This is a genomic window from Maricaulis maris MCS10 (genome assembly GCF_000014745.1).
Classification (GTDB): domain Bacteria; phylum Pseudomonadota; class Alphaproteobacteria; order Caulobacterales; family Maricaulaceae; genus Maricaulis; species Maricaulis maris_A.
On record NC_008347.1, the window covers coordinates 3,304,578 to 3,325,723 of the forward strand.

Annotated in this window: 20 protein-coding genes; 19 read left to right on the plus strand and 1 reads right to left on the minus strand. The window is 62.7% G+C overall.

The genetic code is table 11. The features are described 5' to 3' along the window. Positions 1–25 precede the first annotated feature (25 nt). From mutS to MMAR10_RS16540, 5 genes are all read left to right on the plus strand, one after another. The gene (mutS, locus tag MMAR10_RS15550) at positions 26–2,719 is read left to right on the plus strand and encodes a DNA mismatch repair protein MutS (protein WP_011644946.1); all 2,694 of its coding nucleotides are present in this window, start codon (positions 26–28) and stop codon (positions 2,717–2,719) included. Positions 2,720–2,754: 35 nt separating this feature from the next. Further along, positions 2,755–5,565 (plus strand): [protein-PII] uridylyltransferase, encoded by a 2,811-nt coding sequence (locus MMAR10_RS15555; RefSeq protein ID WP_011644947.1) that lies wholly within the window; start codon positions 2,755–2,757, stop codon positions 5,563–5,565. A gap of 2 nt (positions 5,566–5,567) precedes the next feature. Further along, positions 5,568–7,112: a murein biosynthesis integral membrane protein MurJ gene (murJ, locus tag MMAR10_RS15560; protein ID WP_011644948.1), complete on the plus strand. Its 1,545-nt coding sequence runs from the start codon at positions 5,568–5,570 to the stop codon at positions 7,110–7,112. Between the two features lie 61 nt (positions 7,113–7,173). Next, positions 7,174–8,211 (plus strand): tryptophan--tRNA ligase, encoded by a 1,038-nt coding sequence (gene trpS / locus MMAR10_RS15565; protein WP_011644949.1) that lies wholly within the window; start codon positions 7,174–7,176, stop codon positions 8,209–8,211. A 126-nt stretch (positions 8,212–8,337) separates the two neighbouring features. Further along, complete coding sequence (locus tag MMAR10_RS16540; protein WP_011644950.1) at positions 8,338–8,886, plus strand: copper chaperone PCu(A)C; 549 nt, start codon at positions 8,338–8,340, stop codon at positions 8,884–8,886. Between the two features lie 38 nt (positions 8,887–8,924). Here the strand turns inward: MMAR10_RS16540 and MMAR10_RS15575 are convergent, their stop codons facing one another. After that, positions 8,925–9,569, minus strand: a complete 645-nt coding sequence (locus tag MMAR10_RS15575) for a hypothetical protein (protein ID WP_011644951.1) — start codon at positions 9,567–9,569, stop codon at positions 8,925–8,927. A 72-nt stretch (positions 9,570–9,641) separates the two neighbouring features. Between MMAR10_RS15575 and MMAR10_RS15580 the strand changes: the two genes are divergently transcribed. The 14 genes from MMAR10_RS15580 (at position 9,642) to rimP (ending at position 21,144) form a co-directional block, all read left to right on the plus strand. Further along, positions 9,642–10,118, plus strand: a complete 477-nt coding sequence (locus MMAR10_RS15580; RefSeq protein WP_011644952.1) for a universal stress protein — start codon at positions 9,642–9,644, stop codon at positions 10,116–10,118. 68 nt (positions 10,119–10,186) lie between these two features. Beyond that, positions 10,187–10,750: a NifU family protein gene (locus tag MMAR10_RS17255; protein ID WP_011644953.1), complete on the plus strand. Its 564-nt coding sequence runs from the start codon at positions 10,187–10,189 to the stop codon at positions 10,748–10,750. Positions 10,751–10,824: 74 nt separating this feature from the next. Then, complete coding sequence (tsaB, locus tag MMAR10_RS15590) at positions 10,825–11,466, plus strand: tRNA (adenosine(37)-N6)-threonylcarbamoyltransferase complex dimerization subunit type 1 TsaB (RefSeq protein ID WP_011644954.1); 642 nt, start codon at positions 10,825–10,827, stop codon at positions 11,464–11,466. Continuing rightward, entirely contained in the window at positions 11,463–11,924 is a 462-nt protein-coding gene (locus tag MMAR10_RS15595; protein WP_011644955.1) for a GNAT family N-acetyltransferase, read from the plus strand. Before tsaB ends, MMAR10_RS15595 begins: the two co-directional genes overlap by 4 nt. Before the next feature lie 37 nt (positions 11,925–11,961). Next, complete coding sequence (locus tag MMAR10_RS15600) at positions 11,962–12,381, plus strand: Fur family transcriptional regulator (RefSeq protein WP_011644956.1); 420 nt, start codon at positions 11,962–11,964, stop codon at positions 12,379–12,381. A 31-nt stretch (positions 12,382–12,412) separates the two neighbouring features. After that, complete coding sequence (locus tag MMAR10_RS15605; RefSeq protein ID WP_011644957.1) at positions 12,413–13,699, plus strand: TCR/Tet family MFS transporter; 1,287 nt, start codon at positions 12,413–12,415, stop codon at positions 13,697–13,699. Positions 13,700–13,840: 141 nt separating this feature from the next. Continuing rightward, positions 13,841–15,211: a tRNA (N6-isopentenyl adenosine(37)-C2)-methylthiotransferase MiaB gene (gene miaB, locus MMAR10_RS15610; protein WP_011644958.1), complete on the plus strand. Its 1,371-nt coding sequence runs from the start codon at positions 13,841–13,843 to the stop codon at positions 15,209–15,211. Beyond that, positions 15,208–16,242, plus strand: coding sequence for a PhoH family protein (locus MMAR10_RS15615; RefSeq protein WP_011644959.1), 1,035 nt, complete (start codon positions 15,208–15,210; stop codon positions 16,240–16,242). The genes miaB and MMAR10_RS15615 overlap by 4 nt, the downstream gene beginning before the upstream one ends. After that, on the plus strand, positions 16,239–16,721 hold the full coding sequence (gene ybeY, locus MMAR10_RS15620; RefSeq protein ID WP_011644960.1) for an rRNA maturation RNase YbeY: 483 nt from the start codon (positions 16,239–16,241) through the stop codon (positions 16,719–16,721). The genes MMAR10_RS15615 and ybeY overlap by 4 nt, the downstream gene beginning before the upstream one ends. Then, a complete protein-coding gene (locus MMAR10_RS15625) occupies positions 16,718–17,608 on the plus strand; it encodes a transporter associated domain-containing protein (RefSeq protein WP_011644961.1) in 891 nt (296 codons plus the stop codon). The genes ybeY and MMAR10_RS15625 overlap by 4 nt, the downstream gene beginning before the upstream one ends. Beyond that, entirely contained in the window at positions 17,608–19,221 is a 1,614-nt protein-coding gene (gene lnt / locus MMAR10_RS15630; RefSeq protein ID WP_011644962.1) for an apolipoprotein N-acyltransferase, read from the plus strand. Before MMAR10_RS15625 ends, lnt begins: the two co-directional genes overlap by 1 nt. An 86-nt stretch (positions 19,222–19,307) precedes the next feature. Then, on the plus strand, positions 19,308–19,730 hold the full coding sequence (locus MMAR10_RS15635) for a helix-turn-helix domain-containing protein (RefSeq protein ID WP_011644963.1): 423 nt from the start codon (positions 19,308–19,310) through the stop codon (positions 19,728–19,730). Positions 19,731–19,783: 53 nt separating this feature from the next. Then, positions 19,784–20,470, plus strand: coding sequence for a tRNA (guanosine(46)-N7)-methyltransferase TrmB (trmB, locus tag MMAR10_RS15640; protein ID WP_011644964.1), 687 nt, complete (start codon positions 19,784–19,786; stop codon positions 20,468–20,470). A gap of 137 nt (positions 20,471–20,607) precedes the next feature. Further along, entirely contained in the window at positions 20,608–21,144 is a 537-nt protein-coding gene (rimP, locus tag MMAR10_RS15645; RefSeq protein WP_011644965.1) for a ribosome maturation factor RimP, read from the plus strand. Positions 21,145–21,146 lie beyond the last annotated feature (2 nt).

The window sequence follows — 21,146 nt, forward strand, 5'->3', positions numbered from 1 at the left end:
TGAAACCTCGCCACCGTCTGCGCCGATGAATGCCATGTCGACCCTCCCCGTGCCGCGCGATCGCACCTTTCCCTCGAGTGAGGGTGCAACCCCGATGATGCAGCAATTCCTCGAGCTGCGCGCCCAGGCGCCGGCCGATGCCTTGCTGTTCTACCGGATGGGCGACTTCTACGAGTTGTTCTTCGATGATGCCGTGCGCGCTTCGGCGGCCCTTGATATCGCCCTGACCAAACGCGGGGAGCACCAGGGCGAGCCGATCTCGATGTGCGGCGTCCCGGCGGCGACAGCGGAGGCCTATCTCGCGCGCCTGATCAAGGCCGGTTTCAAGGTTGCCGTCGGCGAGCAGATGGAAGACCCGAAGACGGCCAAGGCCCGCGGCGGTTCGAAAGCCGTTGTCCGACGGGCCATTACCCGTGTTGTCACGCCGGGCACGCTGACCGAGGACAGCCTGCTGGACCCGCGCGTCTCCAACCGGATTGCGGCACTGGCCCAATTGGTGACCGGTGAGGCAGCGCTGGCCTGGGCCGATGTCTCGACCGGAGACTTCCGGGTTTCTCCGGTTGCCACCGAGAACCTGGCTGCCGAGATCGCCGCCATGAGCCCGGCCGAATTGCTGGTCGAGGAGCGGGGATTTGCCGAGGCCGCTATGTTGGCGCCGCGATCGACCCTGACCCCCCTGCCAAAAGCCAAATTTGACCCGAGCTCGGCCGAGCGCCAGTTGAAGGACCAGTTCAGGGTCCAGGAACTGACCGCTTTCGGAAACTTCACCAAGGCCGAATGCGCCGCGCTGGGCGCCTTGCTGGATTATCTGTCACTGTCACAGGCCGGGGCACCGGCGAAGCTGGCGCCACCGCGCCAGGTCGCCGCCGGAGCCTGTCTGGCCATCGATCCGGCAACTCGCGCCAGCCTCGAGATCGAACGCACTCTGTCAGGGTCACGTCAGGGGTCCCTGCTGGATGCCATCGACCGGACGGTAACGGCACCGGGCGCGCGCAAGCTGGCTGAACGTCTGGCCAGACCATTGACGAATGTCGCTGAAATCGAGGCCCGTCTGGACGCGATTGCCTGGTTCGAGCGCGCCCGGCCCGAACGTCGGGATCTGCGCGATCGTCTGCGCCAGGCTGGAGATGCCGAGCGCGCCCTGTCGCGGTTATTGCTGGGTCGGGGCGGACCGCGCGATCTCAAATCACTCGCGGCGGCCTTGCAGGAGGGTGAGATCATCGCTTCCCGTCTGCTCGACCGGACGTTGGACACCCCGCCGACCCTGATCTCGGAAGGCCTTGAGGCCCTGGTTCTTGGCGACAAGCCGGAACTGGCAGAGCTGATCGCCGAGTTGGAACGCGCCATTGTCGACGAGCCACCGCTTCTCGCGCGCGATGGCGGTTTCATCGCCGAAGGCTGGCAGGTTGAACTGGACGAGTTGCGGCAATTGCGTGATGCGTCCCGGCGCGTGGTCGCGGGTCTGCAGCAGACTTATGCCGAGGCGGTGGGTGTCAGCGCCTTGAAGATCAAGCACAATAATGTGCTGGGTTACTTCGTCGAGGTCACCGCCAAACATGGCGATGCCCTGATGGGGGACGACCGTTTTATCCATCGTCAGACCATGGCCAATGCGATCCGCTTTTCGACCACCGAGCTGGCTGAGCTGGAGGCCAAGATCGCATCGGCCGGTGATCGCGCCCTGGCGATGGAGATCGATGCCTTTGCCGGATTGCGGGACCGGGTTGAGGCTCAGGCCGACCTGATCCGTGGCGCGGCCCGGGCTCTGGCCGAGTTCGACGTCGCGGCGAGCCTTGCAGAATGGGCGGAAGACAGCGAGGCCGCGCGGCCGGTGATGTCTCAGGACAGTGTCTTCCACATTGAAGGTGGTCGACATCCGGTCGTTGAGCGGGCGCTCGCGAAGGCGGGGGACGGGCGTTTCACGCCGAATGACTGTCATCTGGATGGAGCCGGCGAAGAAGCCAAACGGCTGACATTCGTGACCGGCCCCAACATGGCCGGTAAATCGACATTTCTGCGCCAGAACGCCCTGATCCTGATGTTGGCGCAGGCTGGTTGCTATGTACCGGCGCGGGCGGCACGTATCGGTGTTGCCGACCGCCTTTACTCGCGCGTGGGCGCTGCTGATGATCTGGCCCGCGGTCGCTCGACCTTCATGGCGGAGATGATCGAGACGGCTGCCATTCTCAATCAGGCAACAGCGCGCAGCTTTGTCATTCTTGACGAAATCGGACGCGGCACCGCGACCTTTGATGGCCTGTCGATCGCCTGGGCGGCTGCCGAGCATCTGCATGCGGTGAATGGCTGCAGGGCCCTCTTCGCAACCCATTACCATGAGCTGACACGGCTCGCCGACGATCTCGACGCGGCTGGCAATGTCTCGCTCAAGGCCCGGGAATGGAAAGGTGAGCTGGTTTTTCTTCACGAAGTCGGAAGCGGAGCGGCGGACCGGTCTTACGGGATCGAGGTCGCGCGCCGGGCCGGGTTGCCGCGGGTGTCAGTCAAGCGAGCCCAAGCGATCCTGGCACGGCTTGAGGCAGATGGAGCCCCGGCTGCGGCCCTCACCGACTTGCCGTTGTTTGCCCTGTCCGAACCGGAACCGGAGCCCGTCATTTCAGAGGTCGAGACCCGTCTTGGTGAAATCGATCCGGATGCGCTGAGTCCGCGCGAGGCGCTGGAAGTCCTGTATGCGCTCAAGGCGATGACGAAGAAGACGTGACGCCGCCGGTTGCGGTGCTCTAGATTGGATCCACGATGAAGATGCCCGCACTGCCCGCTTCGCTGGATGGTCTGCAATTGCGGGCCCGACTGGCTGCCGCCCTGGCGCAACAGGGGTGGGAGTCACCGGCTGCCCGTGCAGCTGCGCTGGCGCATGTTCGCACGTCCATAGACCGGTTTAGAACGCAGGCCTTTGACAGCCTGACCGGCGCCGGCGGGGGCGCGATTGCGGCCCACCTGCTGTCAGAAGGCATGAGCGTCTGCCTGCACGCCCTGTTCGATTCCATGGCGGCAGCTGACCTGGCCGGGTCAACCGGCGTGGCATTGTGCGCTCAAGGGGGCTTCGGAGCTGGCGAGCTGGCACCCTCGTCCGATATTGATCTGATGCTGATCAAGCCCGACGAGCCCGGCGAAGCGACCGATGCCTTCCTCCAGCAATTCTTGTACGCGCTCTGGGATCTGAAAATCGATGTCGGCGGTGGTGCCTGTCGGACCATGGATGAAACCATCGCGCTGACACAGCTCGACGCGTCGGAACGCACTGCGCTCCTGTCCTTGCGTCACCTGGCTGGCGATGAAGCCGCAACAGCGACCCTGGCGCAAAGGTTCCGCGACGAGGTCGTCGCCGGTGATCTGCCGGCCTTTGTGGAAGCCAAGCTCAAGGAGCGTGACGCCCGGATCGAGAAGGCGGGCCGGTCGCGCTACACAGTCGAGCCCAACCTGAAATCGAGCAAGGGTGGTTTGCGCGATCTGCAGCTGATGCGCTGGCTGGCGCAATTTCTCTACGGGGCTGATGCTTTCGAGCGATGGGTTGGCAGTCGTTTGCTGTCAGTCGAAGACGTCTCCAAATACATTCTCGCTGATGATTTCCTGTGGACGGTTCGCTTTCACTTGCACGAGCTTGCCGGCGGCAAGGACGAACGTCTGACATTCGACGTCCAGCCGGAGATCGCGGCGCGGATGGGCTTCGAGGATGGTGAAACCGACAGCGGTGTCGAGCGTTTCATGCGTCGGTATTTCCGTACGGCGATGGATGTCGGCGCCCTCACACGTCTGGTATGCGCCAAGCTTGAGGCCGATGCCTGGAAGTCGAAACCCCGCGGCTTGGCGCGTTTTCTGCCGCCGGGAATGGAGGCGGCGGAGGACGCTGATGTTGGTGAGTTCATCGTGCGTGAGGGCCGACTGGATTTTGCCCACGCGACCCAGATCCGCGAAGACCCGATCCGCCTGATGCGCTTTTTCCATGTTGCCGCGTCGCGGCGCCTGGACTTGCACCCCGAGGCGGTGGCGAGAATTGGCCGCACCCTGCACCTTATCGACGATGATTTCCGCCGGGCGCCGCGAGCGGCACGGGCCTTCTTTGCGGTCCTTTTGGACAGTGCCGCACCGATGGCGGTGTTGCGAATGATGACAGAGGCGGGCGTGCTGGGTCGCTATCTCCCGGAATTCGGGGACATTGTCGCCCGCACCCAGTTCAACATGTATCACCGCTACACCGTCGATGAGCACACCTTGCAAGCGCTTGGTGTGTTGCGAGAGATCGAGGACGGCCTGCATCCGTTGGATCACCCGCTGTCGACCCGATTGGCGCCGCTGATCCAGAACCGTCGCGCCCTCCATCTGGCGGTCTTGCTGCATGACACTGGCAAGGGCGCCGGTGATCAGTGCATTGAGGGGGCCGCTCGGGCCATGACTGCCTGTGAGCGTATGGGGCTGGGAGATTCCGAGACCGAGCTGGTTTCCTGGCTGATCGCGTCTCATCTGTTGATGAGTGACACCGCGCAGCGCCGTGACCTGTCCGACCCCAGGACCGTGGCTGACTTTGCTGCTGCGGTTGGTACCGTGGAGCGGTTGCGGCTTCTGACAGTCCTGACAGTTGTCGACATACGTGCGGTTGGGCCGGGTGTCTGGAATGGCTGGAAGGGCCAATTGATCCGAGAGCTCTATTCGGCAACCGAGCAGGTCCTTTCCTGTGATGGTGACAATCTGCAGCTGGCGCGCGAGACCCTGGCCGAAAAGGCCGAGTTGGCGAGGAGCCGGATCCGGCCGAGACTGGAGCGCGTCAACGCCGAGTTTGCCAGCTGGTGGACTGCCGAGCTGAATGACGCCTACTGGACGGCTTTCTCTGAGGAAGACCGCTTCCGCCATGCTGCCTTTGTACGCCATGCCCGTGATGCCGGCCGCCAGACCTCGGCAGCAGTGCGGGTTGATCGTCGGCGGGCCGCGACGGAAGTCATGATCTGGTCGCCTGATAGGGAACGGGTGTTTGCCGACATCGTCGCTGCCTTTGCCGAAGTGGGCGCTGATGTGGTCGGGGCGACCATCAACACCACTACATCGCGCCAGGTCTTCGACATCTTCTATATCCAGGATGCTGCGGGCCAGCCTTATGGCAAGCATGACGCTGTCCAGCGTCAGGCTTTGGTCGGGTATCTGCGGGAGGTCGCGACCGGCGAAGTCACGGTCCGCCGTCGCCCGGCGGCACCGCTGAAGCGGCGTGATGCGGCATTTCGGGTTACGCCCAGCGTCACCATCTCCAATGAAATCGCCGAGCAGGCGACCGTGATCGAGGCCTCGGGGCGCGACCGTCCCGGATTGCTGGCCGATCTGGCGGATGTTCTGGCCGATGAAGGCCTCGCACTGACTTCGGCCCAGATCGACGGCTATGGCGAACGCGCGACGGACGTGTTCTACGTCACTCACAAGGACGAAAAACTGGTCGATGAAGCGATCAGTGAAAGTGTCCGCAATGGGCTGTTGGCGGTGTTTTCCGAGAACGAAACAGCCTTTGACAAGAAAGCTGCGCAACGCGGCATCGCCCGGGCCCGGGCCAGTGTGTTGAGGTAGGCATGCGGCTTTTACGTTCCACGGCCATTGTCGGCGTCCTGACCATGGCGAGCCGTGTCCTCGGCCTTGTTCGCGAAATGCTGCTCGCCGCATCGCTTGGCGCCGGGGTGATCACCGACGTATTCCTGACAGCCTTCCAGTTTCCGAACCTGTTCCGGCGGATATTCGCGGAAGGCGCTTTCAATTCGGCCTTCATACCGTTGTATGCCGGCAAGCTGGAATCGGGTGAACAGGACGAGGCGATCCGCTTTGCCCGGCAAGTCATGTCGGTCTTGCTGACGTCCATGCTGGTGCTGGTCATCGCTGCGCAATTCCTGATGCCGTGGCTGATGTATGCGCTGGGGCCGGGCTTTGTTGGCGAGCCAGGACCGTTCCGGCTGGCTGTGCTGCTGACCCAGATCACCATGCCCTACCTGATGATGATGTCGCTCAGCGCGATGCTGAGCGGGGTGCTGAACTCCCACGGTCGCTTTGCGGTTGCCGCAGCGGCGCCGGTCCTGCTCAACCTGATCCTGATCGGAATATTGCTGTTCTCGCCGGCGAATGGCGAGCAGCTCGCCTTGCACCTTTCAATCGGCATCAGCCTGTCCGGTGTGGCGCAATTGGTCTGGTTGTTCGCCGCCTGCCGCGCGACCGGTCTGCGCCTGTCGGTTTCGATGCCGCGCATGACGCCGGGTGTCCGCCGCCTGATCACACTCGGCATACCCGGAGCCATCGCGGCGGGCGTGACGCAGATCAATATTCTGGTGACGTCGTCGATCGCGACGATCGAGGAAGGCGCAAAGTCGTGGCTGTATTTCGCTGACCGACTCTATCAGTTGCCGCTCGGGGTGGTTGGTATCGCCATGGGGGTGGTGCTCCTGCCGGCCCTGAGCGCACGTGTTCGTGCCGGAGAGACGCAGGCCGCTTCGAATGCAATGAACCGGGCGCTGGAAATTTCGATGGCCCTGACCCTGCCTGCGGCGACTGCACTGGCGACAATACCGGTCTTCATTGCCACGGGCCTTTACGAGCGCAACGCCTTTACCTCACAGGATGCGGTGATGGTCAGTCAGGCGTTGGTTCCGTTTGCGATCGGCTTGCCGGCATTCGTCTTGATCAAGGTCCTGTCGCCAGGATTTTTTGCGCGTGAAGACACGATGACGCCGATGAAGTTTGCGGCCATTGGAGTGGCGGTGAACCTCGCCCTGGGTCTCGGCCTGTTTTTTGGCCCGCTCGGGTTTGCCGGTCTTGCCATTGCGACCGCGGTCGCCGGCTGGGTCAATATGAGCCTGCTCGCAATCACGTTGAGCCGGCGTGGTCTCTTCGAGCCGGATATCCGATTGTTGGGCAAGCTGCCGCGCATTGTGCTGGCCTGTGCAGCCATGGCCGCCTTTCTTCTCGTCGCCGAGCATTATGCGGATGCATTGCGGATCTACCTGTTTGACTCGACCCTTCTGACACTTCTCGTTGTCTGTTGTGGTGGCCTGGGTGTTTACGGCATTGCCGCGTTGGTAACGGGCGCCTTGCGGCCCTCCGAGGTGCGCGGCGCGCTCAAGCGCTCTTGAGGCCAGGTCCTGCGCTCGTTAAGACGCGTGTTCCTGTTCGCCCTTTCCGCAAGGCCCTCCCATGAGTGACACGCCCACCGCCTACCAAGGCCCGAAACGCATCTTCTCCGGCATGCAGCCGACCGGTCGCCTGCACCTCGGCAATTATCTCGGTGCTCTGAAGAACTGGGTGGCGATGCAGGATGAGGATGAGTCCGAGCGCATCTATTGCGTGGTCGACATGCACGCCGTCACCATGCCGCATGACGCCAAGGCCTTGCCGGATGCCGTGCGCCGCGTGACGGCCGCTTACCTTGCCGCTGGTCTGGACCCGGAAAAGAACGTGATTTTTGCTCAGTCTGCGGTTCCGGCCCATGCCGAACTGGCCTGGATCCTCAATTGTGTCGCCCGTCTTGGTTGGGCCGAGCGGATGACCCAGTTCAAGGACAAGGGCGGCAAGGACCGGGAACGTGTCTCGGTCGGCCTGCTGACCTACCCGGTCCTGATGGCCGCCGATATCCTGGTCTACAAGGCGACCCATGTGCCGGTTGGCGATGACCAGAAGCAGCATCTCGAATTGTGCCGTGATGTCGCCGCTCGCTTCAATCGCGATTTCGGCGATGGTGAAGCCGTCTTCCCGATCACAGAACCGCTCATCCAGGGTCCGGGCGCCCGCATCATGAGTTTGCGTGACGGCACCGCCAAGATGTCGAAATCGGACCCGTCGGACAATTCCCGGATCAATCTCGAGGATGATGCCGACACCATTGCCCGCAAGATCAAGAAGGCCAAGACCGATCCCGAACCGCTGCCGGACTCGATCGACGGTCTGGACGGTCGTCCGGAAGCCTCGAACCTGGTCGGTATTTTCGCGGCCCTGACCGGCGGCTCCAAAGCCTCTGTCCTCGCCGAATATGGCGGCCAGGGTTTCGGCGCCTTCAAACCGGCCCTGGCCGAAGTCGCAGTCGAGTATCTCGCCCCGATCTCCGACGAATACCGTCGGCTGATCGCCGAGCCGGCCGAGATTGACCGGATCCTGAAAAAGGGCGCGGAACGGGCGCGGGCAGTGGCGGAACCGGTGATTGCCGAAGCGAAAGCGGCGATCGGTTTCTGGGGCTAGCCCATTTGCCGCACTCCCGGTCCGGCTGGAAATCGAATAAAGCATCGATTTGAGGTGGTATGGCTCGTGTCGCCCCGGGTCGTTTTCAAGCGTGTATTCGCCGCCGGCATTGATGAGGACACCATGATGAAAACAACGATTTTTCCATGCCTTCTGGCACTTGCCCTGGTGGCTTGCGGCGAGACCGACACGCATGTGGTGGAAATGTCTGCGGCCGACCATGACGGTATGGATCACGCATTATCGACGACCGATGACGGCGCACCTCTGGCTGATGACGGTGTCATGCCGGTCATCGATGTGCGGCTGGCCTGGATGCGGCCCCACCCCCAGGGGCGCGACGTGACGGCGGCCTATTTTGTGGCCGGCTTGAGCGACGGGCAAGCGGACCGGCTTGTCGAGGCGCGGATTGATGGCGCTGAACGGGTCGAACTGCATGGGCATACGATGGACGATCAGGGCATGATGCGCATGCGCCCGGTCGGTCCGCAGCGCGTGGCGGCAGAAACGCCTCTGGTTTTCGCGCCGGGTGGTCTGCATCTCATGGTGCATGGTCTTGCAGCCGCAGCCGAGGGCGACACCGCCACCGGTGTCCTGGTCTTTGAACGCGCGGGCGAGGTGCCGGTAGTGTTCGCGGTGCAGGCGGCGGCTCCTGCTGAGCCGACAGAACACTAGGCTGGTTTGGCTGACGGCAGGACGTCGACCTGTCAGGGTTAACGAGGTGTTACCGAACCCTCATTTCCTGCCATATCGCTACTCCCCGTCATTGTGGTGCTCGGTTCTTCTGACTCCGGCGGGCTGGTATAGGTCGCGGGATCATAGAGCTTTGGCGCTCGCGGCCAGAACAGACGCATCATCCAGACACCCAGTGCGACGGCCGGGATCAGAACAAGCCCGATTGCATTTTCGTCGATCAGGAAGAGCTTGGTGAAGGCGGCGGCACCGATGATCGTCAAAACCCCGCCGATTGAGGTCATGGTTGCCAGGAATTTGACCGAGGACCCCTCAATGTATCGAACCGGCCCTGGCCTGTTTTCGAGCGCGAGGTGAAGCGCGACGAGAAATTCCCGAAAGTCCCGGGCATTGGCTTCCCATTGTCCGGCCCCGGTGCAGCGCATTGAACCGAACGCGATTTCGTTGCCCGTTCTGTCTGTGACCCTGCAGACAACCTGGCTGGCCTGACCGGCCATCTCAACCGAGAGGCGGACCTGGCGGATGTCGTCGAGCCCAATGTCGGAGGCGATGCCCGGGTCGCTGTCGGAGCCTGCGTCCCGCCAGGTCAAGCTGGTCTTGTCGAGCGACAGAATCCGCAAGGGGCTGCGACCATTCCTGCGGTCGGTCAATGAGGTCAGAGCCATGATTATCCCTTTCGTGACAGGGGGTAACACGAATAGCTGGACGTGTCGTGCGGCAGACGCCAAACTCCGAACATGCAACAGAGCTCACGCAAATTCCTGGTCATCGCCGACGATAGCTCGGAGTCTCGGACCGCGCTCTATTTTGCGGCTCGACGCGCTCAAGCGACCGGCGCACACGTCTTGATTCTCGCCACGCTTGAACCGGGTGATTTCAGCCATTGGATCGGCGTTGCGGAAACCGCGAAGCAGGAAGCCGAAATTGCAGCCGAAACAGTGCTGGAATCAATGGCTGAGGATGCCGAGGCGATAACCGGTGAACGACCGGAGTTATTGCTGAGGGAGGGTGACCGTCGCGCCGTCCTGTCGCAATTGCTCGAGGAAGATCCGCTGATCTCCCTGCTCGTTCTGGCGGCGTCCGCCAACGGGGAGGGGCCGGGGCCACTTGTCACGGCGCTGGCGCGGGGCAAGGGACTGTTTTCCGGGCGCGCGGTGCCTGTCACGGTTGTACCGGGCGGGATGGACACCAAGGAAATCGACGCGCTCGTCTGATAACCACACGAGGAGTGTGGTTGAATGGCGTCCGAAAGAGCGCCAAGTGATCGGCAGGAGGCCCTGCCATGTTCATCCAGACCGAAGCGACGCCAAATCCGAACACGCTGAAATTCCTGCCCGGCCGTGAAATAGCGCCGGATGGACCGCGGGAGTTCGAAAGCGAGGAAGATGCGGCGAGTGCGCCTTTGGCGGCCGACCTGTTTCTTGTCGATGGCGTTTCAGGCGTGTTCTTCGGCGAGGACTTCATCGCCATCACCAAGACAGACGCCTATGAATGGGATCATATCAAACCCTTCCTGCTTGGCACGATCATGGATGGGCTGCAGTCTGGCCGTCCGCTGGTCGGGTCGGAAACCAATGAGACTGGACACGCCAATTACGCTGGCGAAAACGAGGGTCTGGTCAAGGAAATCATCGAACTGATCGACACCCGTGTGCGCCCGGCGGTGGCCCAGGACGGCGGCGACATCCTGTTTCACTCCTATCTGGCCGATAGTGGCATCGTGCGGCTCAAAATGCGCGGCGCCTGTTCCGGTTGCCCGTCTTCGACGATGACCCTGAAATCGGGGATCGAAAACCTGCTCAAGCACTACATCCCTGAAATCCAGTCGGTTGAAGCGGTCGAATAGGATCGGTCGGCCTACCGCGCGGCCTACCGCGTCAGACCTTCGACCTCCTGTCGAATATCCGTTAAACGGCGATCATGAACTGGTTGGCAATCGATACGACAGGCGAGCACTGCACCGCTGCGCTCCGTCTTCCGGACGGCCGTGATCATGTCCGCAGCGACCGGATCGGCCGCGGGCACGCGGAATATCTCGCTCCGTTGGTTGAAGCCCTGCTGGCAGACACCTCGACTCCGGCCACGGAATTGTCGCGCATTGGCGTGACCATCGGTCCGGGCAGTTTTGCCGGTACCCGCGTTGGCGTCGCCTTTGCCCGCGGCCTGGCGCTAGCCTGTGGCGCCGAATGTGTCGGAATTTCCAACCTGTCAGTCCTGGCCCGTCAGGCCGGACCGGATGGCCCGCTTGCCGTGTTGCACGACGCCAGGCGCGGCGAGGTGATCCTGCAGGTCTGGCAGGACGGTGCGGGCGGAGCGACGGAACGGGTCGGCCTCGCCGAGCTAGCCGACCGTATCGCCGAAAGAGGCGGGCCGATGTGCAAGGTGACGGGATCCGGCGCCGCTCTGTTGCCGCCGGGCTTCACGGATCTGGGCGTCGCGGTGATTGATCCCCGGGTCGTTTTGGCAATGACCGGCGAACTCGATCCGAAGGCCAATCCGCCCACACCCTTCTATGCAAGACCCCCGGACGCAAAACTGCCTGGCGGCGTGGCCCCGGCATGACACCCAAGGCCGAGGCAGTCGGGCCATCAAGCGCCGAAGCCCTGGCGGCCCTGCACGCGCGCTGTTTCCCGCACGGTTGGACAGCCCGGGAAATCGGTTCCCTGCTCAACCTGCCCGGCTGTATCGGGCTGGCCTGCCGGGTCGACGGGCAATTCGTGGCCCTGGCCCTGTTTCGCCAGGCATTGGATGAAGCCGAATTGCTGACCCTCGCGACCGAGCCCGATTTTCGTCGTCGCGGGCTTGCTGACATAATCCTGACAAGCGGCGAAACTCGCCTTTGCGATCAAGGAGTCGCCCGGATTTTTCTCGAAGTCTCCGAGAAGAATCCCGCCGCCGCCGCCCTGTACAAGCGCGCCGGCTATGGCGAAATCGCGCGCCGCAAGGACTATTATCGCGATGGCAGCGATGCGCGGGTGCTCGAAAAATGGCTGCGCAAAGATGGACAGACCGGCCCGTGACCGCCTATTTCTCGTCATGTCTATCAGGGGAATGATCATGCCGGATCGGATTGAGAAGCTTTGCGTCGCCAAAGGGCTGCGGATGACGGACCAGCGCCGGGTCATTGCTCGTGTGTTGTCGCAGTCTGACGACCACCCCGATGCGGAAGAATTGCACCGTCGTGCCTCCGACGAGGATCCCCGCATTTCCCTGGCGACCGTGTACCGCACGGTCCGCCTGTTCGAGGAAGCGGGCATCATCGAGCGCCATGATTTCCGTGATGGACGGTCACGGTATGAAGAAGTTGGCGATGAACACCATGATCACCTGATCGATCTGAAGTCCGGTGAAGTCATTGAATTCGTCAATGAGGAAATCGAACGGCTTCAGGAAGCGATTGCCCGCAAGCTGGGCTACAAGCTTGTCGATCACCGGCTGGAACTTTACGGCGTGCCTCTCAAGGGTGCCGACGACTAGGCGCCTGTCCGACCGGTTTCGAGGAGAGGCCATGTCCGCGCGCACGCCCGGCAAACACGCGATCATCTTCATTTTCGTGACTGTTCTGATCGACATGATCGGCTTTGGCCTGATCATACCGGTGATGCCGGACCTGATCGAGGAACTGACCGGTCTGCAGGCCAATAATGCCGCGGTGCTGGGCGCTTGGCTGATGGTCTCCTATGCCGGCATGCAATTCGTGTTCGCGCCTATCATCGGCGGATTGTCAGACCGTTTCGGTCGCCGACCGGTCTTGCTGGCCGCCTTGGGCGGCTTCGCCATCGACTACCTGATCATGGGGTTTGCGCCGGTATTCTGGCTGTTGATCGTGGGCCGGATTCTCGCCGGCATTTTCGGGGCCAGCTATTCGACTGCGAACGCTTTCATCGCCGACATCACCCCACCGGAACAGCGTGCAGCCCGATTTGGTCTGATCGGGGCGGCATTTGGCGTCGGATTTACGCTGGGTCCGGCAATCGGCGGCTTCCTGGGTGACAGTTTCGGTCCGCGCGCGCCCTTTTTTGCCGCCGCTGTTCTGGCCGGCGCCAATTTCATTTATGGCCTGATCATCCTGCCGGAGACACTGAAGGCGGAGAACAGGCGTCCCTTCGACATCATGCGCGCCAATCCGCTGGGGTCGCTCCTGCAGATGCGCAAATACCCGGCCGTTCTGGTTCTGATGTCAGCCATCTTCCTGATGTTGCTGGGCCATTCAGTCTACCCGGCGATCTGGTCCTACTATACGGACTTCAAATTCGGCTGGAGTTCGCGAGACATCGGACTGTCGCTCATGGCGGTGGGGTTGAGCTCGGCGATCGTGCAGGGTGGCCTGACCCGGATTCTGGTGCCCAAGCTGGGGGAATGGCGGGCAATCGCCCTGTCGCTCTCACTGGCCGTTATCGCCTACGCGCTCTACGGCCTCGCGACGACCGGATGGATGGTCTATGCGATCATCCTGTTCGCAGCGCTGGGAGGGATCGGTCAGCCGGCGCTGCAGGGGGTCATGTCCCGCATCGTTCCGGCCAATGCACAGGGCGAGTTGCAGGGGGCGATGACGTCGCTGCAAAGCCTGTCGATGATTGTCGGGCCGCTGGTCATGTCCCGCATCTTCTCGCACTTCTCCGATGACGCCGCGCCCATAACCCTGCCTGGCATGCCGTTTCTCGTTGCGTCAGGCCTGACCTTGTTGGCGTTGTTCATAGGTCTCAGTGCCCGACGGCACGATCCCGGGCCGAAACAGGACGGCGCACCAGTCGATGAGCGAGCGACGCGGCCGGTCACCGACGCTGCCGAGTAGTGCATTCGCGAGCCGGATCGACTGGCAGACCTTGCGTTCAGGCCCCATATCCATCATAACCCGCGCCTTTCCAGCTGCTGCCATAATGGTGGTCGGCCTGCACGATAATTGAGGGCCTGCCAGGCAGGTCACATGGATTTCATGAGCACGACGCGCAAACGCCTCTTCATCAAGACCTATGGCTGTCAGATGAATGTCTATGATTCCGACCGGATGAAAGACGTTCTGACGCCACTTGGTTATGAGTCAGCGGAGACGCCCGAGGGCGCTGATCTCGTTATCCTGAACACTTGCCACATCCGCGAGAAAGCGGCCGAGAAAGTCTATTCCGAACTGGGCCGTCTGCGTCCATTGAAGGATGAAAAGGCTGCGTCCGGCGGCATGACGATCGCGGTCGCCGGCTGTGTGGCCCAGGCTGAAGGCGCCGAGATCATGAAGCGGGCGCCGGTCGTCGATCTGGTCGTCGGCCCGCAGACCTATCACAAGCTACCCGAGCTGATTGCCCAGGCGCACCGAGCCAAGGGCGAGGCCCTGGACACCGAGTTCGAGGTTGAAGACAAGTTTGACCGGCTCGGCAGCGACCGCCAGGTCGAGGGTTATTCCGCCTTTGTGACGGTGCAGGAAGGTTGCGACAAGTTCTGCACCTTCTGTGTCGTGCCCTATACGCGCGGCGCCGAGTGGTCACGCCCGGTGGACCAGATTGTCGCCGAGATCCGCGCCCTCGCCGCCAAGGGTATCCGCGAAGTCACCTTGCTGGGTCAAAACGTCAACGCTTTCCACGGCGCGCCGCCGAGTGGACGCGAGGCCGAGGGCGCCTGGGGGCTGGGCCAGCTGGTCCGTCATGTCGCCCTGATCGGTGGCATCGAGCGCATCCGCTTCACCACCTCGCATCCGCGCGACATGGATGAGGTCCTGATCCAGGCTTTTGCCGATACGCCCAAGCTGATGCCTTATTTCCACCTGCCGGTTCAGGCCGGTTCGGACAAGATTCTCAAATCAATGAACCGCCAGCACACGGCGGAAGAGTATGTCGCAATCATCGACCGCCTGCGCGCGGCTCGTCCCGACATCGCCATTTCCGGCGACATGATCGTCGGATTTCCCGGTGAGACCGATGCTGACTTCGAAGCGACGCTCGATCTGGTCCGGCGGGTCAAATTCGCGTCCTGTTTCTCGTTCAAGTATTCCAAACGCCCGGGTACGCCCGGCGCGGCCATGTTCAATCAGGTCGATGAGGGCGTGAAGTCTGCCCGGCTTGCGGTCCTGCAGGAATTGCTCAGCGACCAGCAGGCGGCGTTCAATGAAAGCATGATCGGCCGGACCCTTCCGGTCCTGTTCGAGAAGCCCGGCCGGATGGGCGGCCAGCTGCATGGGCGCAGCCCCTATCTGCAGTCGGTCCATGTCGACGGCCCGGCCGAGTTGATCGGCCAGGTCGGTGAAGTCCGGATCGAGGCGGCCTCCCGCAATTCCCTGTCTGGCTCGCTGACGGGTTCGAAACGGAGTGCCGCGTGACCGGTTCGCGTCCCCCCGCCCGCAAGCGGGCTGCCAAACCCCGTAAGGCGGCATCGGAAAGTCTCTATTTCGAAGATGTCGAGCGACTGCGCGGCATGGCCGGCGCCGGGGATCGCTTCCTGATGATCATGGAAGAGGATCTGGGCGTCTCGTTGAGCGCTCCGGGTCGCGGCCAGGTCGTGATTACGGCCGAGGACAGCAGCGCCCGTGATGAAGCCAAGCGTGTGCTCAAGCGGCTCTATGCCAGCCTCGAGCATGGTCTCACCTGCGACGAGGCCGCCGTGCGCGCGGCCCTGCGCATGCATGATGACGCAGAATCTCCGGGCTTGGTTGATGACGGTGTCATCCGCGTGCCGCGCGGATCCAGCCTGATTGCCCGGACCGAGGGCCAGCGTGCCTATGTCCGCTCGCTGAAGAATGAGAAAGCGTTTGACCTGATCTTCGGGGTTGGCCCGGCTGGCACCGGCAAGACTCTGCTGGCGGTCGCCTATGGCGCCTCCATGCTGGTCCAGCGCAAGGTCGAGAAGCTGATTATCACGCGTCCGGCGGTTGAGGCGGGCGAGAAGCTTGGCTTCCTGCCCGGCGATCTCAATGAAAAGGTCGATCCCTATCTCCTCCCGGTCTGGGACGCCCTGGCCGATACGCTGGGGCGCAGCCAGCTGGAGAAGATGCGCGAGGATGGCCGGATAGAGGTGGCTCCGATCGCCTTCATGCGCGGCCGCACGCTCAACCGGGCCTTTGTGATCGTTGATGAGGCGCAAAATACCTCGCGCGCCCAGATGCAGATGGTTTTGACCCGCCTGGGTGAAGGTTCGCGCATGGCGGTGACCGGCGACCCCAGCCAGTGCGATCTCAGCCCGCGTGATCCGTCCGGCTTGCCGCACGCCCTCGATATCCTGGCCAACACCAAAGGTGTTGCCATTACCCGGTTTTCGCGCGTTGATGTGGTGCGTCACAATCTCGTGGCGCGGATCGTTGAAGCCTATGAGGAAGATGCGCGGCGCAAAACAGGCCCCGCGCAACAGCAATGAACGCCGTTGATCTGATTGTCGAAGATGACGCCTGGTCATCGCTAGCGGGCAAGACCCGCCTGGTTGAAGAAGCGATCTCAGCTGCCTGCAAGGAGCTTCCCGATCGAACGCCGGGTGTGGTGGCGATCTTGCTGGGCGGCGATGAAGGCGTTGCCTCCATGAATGCCCAATTCCGGGGCAAGGCGGGCGCGACCAATGTCCTGTCCTTCCCGGCCGGGGAGCATGCTGACAATCATCTTGGCGACATTGCCCTGGCCCACGGCGTCATCCAGCGCGAGGCCGAGGATCGGGATATCGCGCTCGCCGACCATCTCCGACACCTGATCATCCATGGTTTTCTCCATCTTCAGGGCTTTGATCACCAGCAGGATGACGAGGCTGAAGTGATGGAAGCCATCGAGCGTCGCGCCCTGGCCCGACTTGGCGTTGCAGATCCCTATCCAAATGAGGACCCGGGCCCCGGCCCGCATTCAGAATGACTGACACACCATTATCTTCCGACCCGGGCACCCGGTCCTGGTTTTCACGTCTCCTTGGCGGCACCCAGCGTTCCGCTGCGGTCGCGCCAGCGCAGCCTGGCGCCTCAACGCCGAATTCCATCGAGGCCGACGCGCTGGACAAGTTGCGGGTGGCCGACGTGATGGTCCCGCGGGCGGATATCATCGGGGTCGATGTCGCGACGCCATTGGGGCAGTTGGCGAAGATTTTCGCCCAAGCCGCGCATTCGCGCCTGCCGATTTATCGCGACACGCTGGATGATCCGGTCGGTGTTGTTCACATCAAGGATGTGGTCAGCCATCTGGCGCCCGGCTCTTCGGGCAAGCGTCCGGCCGGCTGGGCACACAAGCAGGTGCTGCCCTCCATCGGGCGCCCCTTGCTGTTCGCACCGCCCTCGATGAAGGCGCTCGACCTTCTGCGCCGCATGCAGGGCCGCCGCATGCACCTCGCCCTCGTGGTCGATGAGTATGGCGGCACAGACGGGCTTGTGACGCTGGAAGACCTGATCGAGCCGATCGTCGGCGACATTGAAGACGAGCATGATGACGAGGAAACCCCGGCGATCCGGTCTCGTGGCCCGGGTGTCTGGGATGTTGAGGCGCGCGCCGAGATCGACGCCTTCGAGGCTGTCGTCGGCGAGGAAATCGCCGCCGAGGATGAAGACGAGGATGTCGACAGTCTTGGCGGGCTGGTGTTCACGCTGATCGGTCGCGTACCCGAGCGGGGCGAAGTAATCCGGCATCCGACGGGCTATGAGTTCGAGGTTATCGAGGCCGATTCCCGGCGTATCAAGCGAATGCGAGTTCGGGCACCCCACAAGCGTCCAAAGCCCGCGACGTCCGACGCGGACACTCCGGACGCCAGCTGATGCGGCGGGCCCACCTCCTGATCTGGTGGCCGCGGACCTGGCTGGCAACCCGTTCCGGTTGGCGGCCCCGGATCGTGCTCTTTGTGGCGGGCTTGTTCAGCGCCTTGGCTTCGGCGCCGCTTCATGTCGTGCCGGCCCTGATGCTGGGTCTGTGGACCCTGTTCGCGGCGCTGGACGGTTCGCGGCGCTTTGACCGACCGCTGCGCAGCGCTTTCCTGCGCGGATTCCTGTTTGGATTTGGCTATTTCATCGCCGGCATGTCGTGGGTGGTTTATGCCTTCCTGACGCGCGGCAATGGCGTTGAATTCCTGGCCCCGCTGGCCTTGCCGGCTCTTGCAGCGCTCATGGCGGTGTTCTGGGGTCTGGGTGCGGCGATCTATGTCGCGCTGGCGCCGCGATCGGTCTGGCGCGTGCTGGTCTTTGCGGCTGCCCTGGCTTTTTCAGAATGGCTGAGGGGGCATGTGCTGGGCGGTCTGCCCTGGAATCTGCCAGCCTATGTCTGGCCCGCCGGAGGTCTGGTCAGTCAGACCGCATCCTGGTTCGGCGTTTATGGCCTCAGCCTGCTGACGGTGTTTGTGTTGACTGCGCCTTTGCTGGCCATCACGCCGCGATTGGAGCTTGGCCGCACACTGCCGGCATTTGCGGCCCTGGGTATCTCCATGATTGTGCTGGCGACCGGCGCGATCCGCCTGGCGGCGAGCCCGCCGGAGAATGTGCCGGGCATGACGATCCGCCTGGTTCAGGCTGGTATCCCGCAATCGCAGAAATGGGGAGATGACGGCGCTGCCTTCACTCGCGACCGCTATCTGGCCCTGACCGCGCGAGACGGTATTGACGAGGTCACGCATGTTGTCTGGCCGGAAGGCGCGCTGCCGACCTTCATGCTCGAGGATGGTCACACCCTGGCCCGCATCGGTGACACGCTGACTTCGGGCCAGACTTTGCTCGCGGGTGTCAATCGCCGTGCCTCGGACGGTCAGGAGCTTCGCTATTACAACACGCTGGCTGCGCTTCGCTACGAGGCGGGGACGCCCCGGATCGCTGCGCTTTATGACAAGGTCAGACTGACCCCGTTCGGGGAGTTCACTCCACTTTCCGGGGTGATGGCGATGACCGGGATTCCTGCACTTCGTGACCTGGCCCGCTATGAGTTTACAGCCGGGCCCGGAGCAACCACGCTGGATATTCCGGGCGCACCGCGGGTTCTGCCGCTGATCTGCTACGAGGCGATTTTCCCGGAATTCGTCCGGTCACCCGACGAGCGCGCCAGCTGGATCTACAATCTGTCGAATGATGCCTGGTTCGGGCCGACGGCCGGGCCGCGGCAACATTTCAACCAGGCCAGCTATCGCAGTATCGAAAGCGGTCTGCCCATGGTCCGGTCGGCGGCGCTGGGGGTTTCGGGTGTGGTCGATGCGCTTGGTCGCCCGGTTGTCACGCTGGACCCGAGTGGCGAGGGCGTGCGCGATGTCGCCCTTCCCGGCGAATTGGGGCGGACCCCCTACTCGCTCTGGGGCGATGCGCCGTTTTTGGCCTTCTGCCTGCTGGTTCTGCTCGGCATGGCTTGGCAGCGTTTCCAGGCCATCCGAACCGCCGGTCAGGCGCAGCCGTGAGATGAGTTGATTGGATCAGGCCTCTCTGGTTGTGCTAAATTGCGGAAATTGACCGGCACATTGGCTCAACCGCAATGAGGTGCTCCATGCCGAAAGTGAATCCGCGCGGCCCCAATCCCATCGATATCCATGTTGGATCCCGGATCCGCTTGCGTCGGCAATTGCTCAAGATGAGCCAGGAAAGGTTGGGCGACGACCTCGGCGTCACCTTCCAGCAGGTCCAGAAATATGAGCGCGGCGCCAACCGTGTCGGTGCCAGTCGATTGTACCGGATGTCGCGGGTTCTCGAGGTTCCGGTCCAGTTCTTCTTTGAGGGCATGGGCGAACGATCGACGATGACCGGCATGGCCGAAGATGATCAGACCCCGATCGTTTATGACTTTATTCGCAGCGCTGACGGGGTTTCCCTCGCCGAGTCATTTTCCCGCATCAAGGATGCCAAGGTCCGCAAACGGGTGCTCGAACTGGTGCGCACTTTGGCGGATGAAGATGACGAGCCCGCTCTTTGAAGTGCTGACTTTCCCGGTGCAAGCCGCAGCGGAAACAGCTACACCCCCGCCCCATGACGACTGAGCCGACACAAAATCCCGCCTTTCGCCTGTTTGGCCGCTCCCAGGGCAAACCTCTTTCTGCGCGCCAGCAAAGGCTGGTCGACGAATTCTTGCCGCGCATCGGCCTGCCCGATGATGGCCCGATTGATCCCGCCGCCCTGATGCCGGACCGTCGGCGCCAGGCCCTGGAGATCGGCTTTGGCGGGGGCGAGCATCTGGTGGCCCAGGCGGAAGCCAATCCACAAACCGGGTTTATCGGCATCGAGCCGTTCCTCAACGGTGTCGCCAAGGCGCTGACGGCAATCGATGCCGCGGGTCTTGGCAATGTGCGTCTCGCACGTGCCGATGCGCGTGAAATCCTGCCACGCTTCGAAACCGCCTCGCTCGACCAGATTTTCCTGCTCTTTCCGGATCCCTGGCACAAGAAGCGGCACGCCAAACGGCGTTTTGTCCAACAATCCACCCGCGATGAATTCGCGCGCTTGCTCAAGCCGGGCGGGCGCCTGCGGATCGCGACGGACGTCAAATCCTATGCCGATCATTGCATGGTTGAGCTGAGCGGCGATGACCGCTTCATTTGGCAGGCCCGGACCGCCGATGACTGGACCCTGCCGCCCGCCGATCACATCACGACCCGCTATGAAACCAAAAACCTGGGCGATTGCGCCCCGGTCTTCATGGACTTCCTGCGCGTCTGACAGACTCAGCCGGCTTGCCAATCAGAGCTGTCCGGCGTATAAGGCGGCTCACTACAAGTTCGATTGTATCGGATGATACATTCGAGCGGTCGCCCTCGGCGGCCGCTCTTTTTGTTTCTGCAAACGGGGCCGACGCCTTGAAAACAAAGTCGCCACAGGATGATCGCATCCTCGCCCTCGCCGAGCCGGTCGCGGCCGAGCTCGCGCTTGAGGTCGTGCGCGTGCGCATCATGTCCGGCAAACGTCCGCGTCTCCAGATCATGGCCGATCGGACCAACGGGACCGGTATCGAGGTCGAGGACTGCGCACGCTTCTCGCGGGCGCTGTCCGAGGTGTTCGAGGTCGAGGATCCGGTTGCCGGCGAGTATGACCTCGAGGTTTCGTCGCCGGGTATTGATCGTCCCCTGACCACGCTGCCGCATTTCGAGCGCTGGGAAGGCAATGAGGTGAAGATTGAGCTGGATCGCCTGGCCGAGGGCCGCAAACGCTTCCGCGGCATTCTCGCCGGAGTTGAAGATGGCCATGTCGGGCTCGACATGGATGGTGAAGACGACACCACGATGATCCCGTTTGACTGGATCGTTGAGGCCAAACTGGTTTTGACAGACGCCTTGATTGAGGCGGATTTGAAAGCGCGGGGCCGTGGCGCCGCGACGACTGAAGGAGACGAATAATG